We start from the raw sequence: 390 nt of genomic DNA on the forward strand, positions 1-390 counted from the left end.
TCCACGCACCGTTTTATTTGCTGCCCATTGTGTGGGTTTTGCAACCCCTGATGCCTATGATCCAACAAAGCCAACCAATAATGCCAGTGTTGGATATACAACAGACCCTATGTTTGGGCGTGCCAATCTCTTGAATTGGCAGTCAGGTGGCCGTTATTCAGGTTTTGGTGATGGGCGCACCATGGTCAATTCAACAATGGTCTGGTGGGATCAACGTTCAAGAGGGGATACGGAAGGACCTGGGGGGCCCCTATTGGACCCCCAAAATGGTGCTTTTCTTCCTGCCGATATTGCCATTGCTGGGTTTGATACACCTACTGAATTATTGGGCCGGGATGCGCAAAACGGCATTGGTTTGTTGTTTTCGCGGGTCAATGGCCCCGTTGCGGT

At 50.8% G+C, this 390-nt stretch carries 1 protein-coding gene; it reads left to right on the forward strand.

Annotation, left to right across the window (positions count from 1 at the left end):
* Positions 1–390 (forward strand): hypothetical protein (locus PsB1_RS11785; protein ID WP_284361842.1); only part of this gene is annotated, 390 nt, incomplete at both ends.

The organism is Candidatus Phycosocius spiralis, from assembly GCF_030158815.1.
GTDB classification, from domain to species: Bacteria; Pseudomonadota; Alphaproteobacteria; order Caulobacterales; family Aquidulcibacteraceae; genus Aquidulcibacter; species Aquidulcibacter spiralis.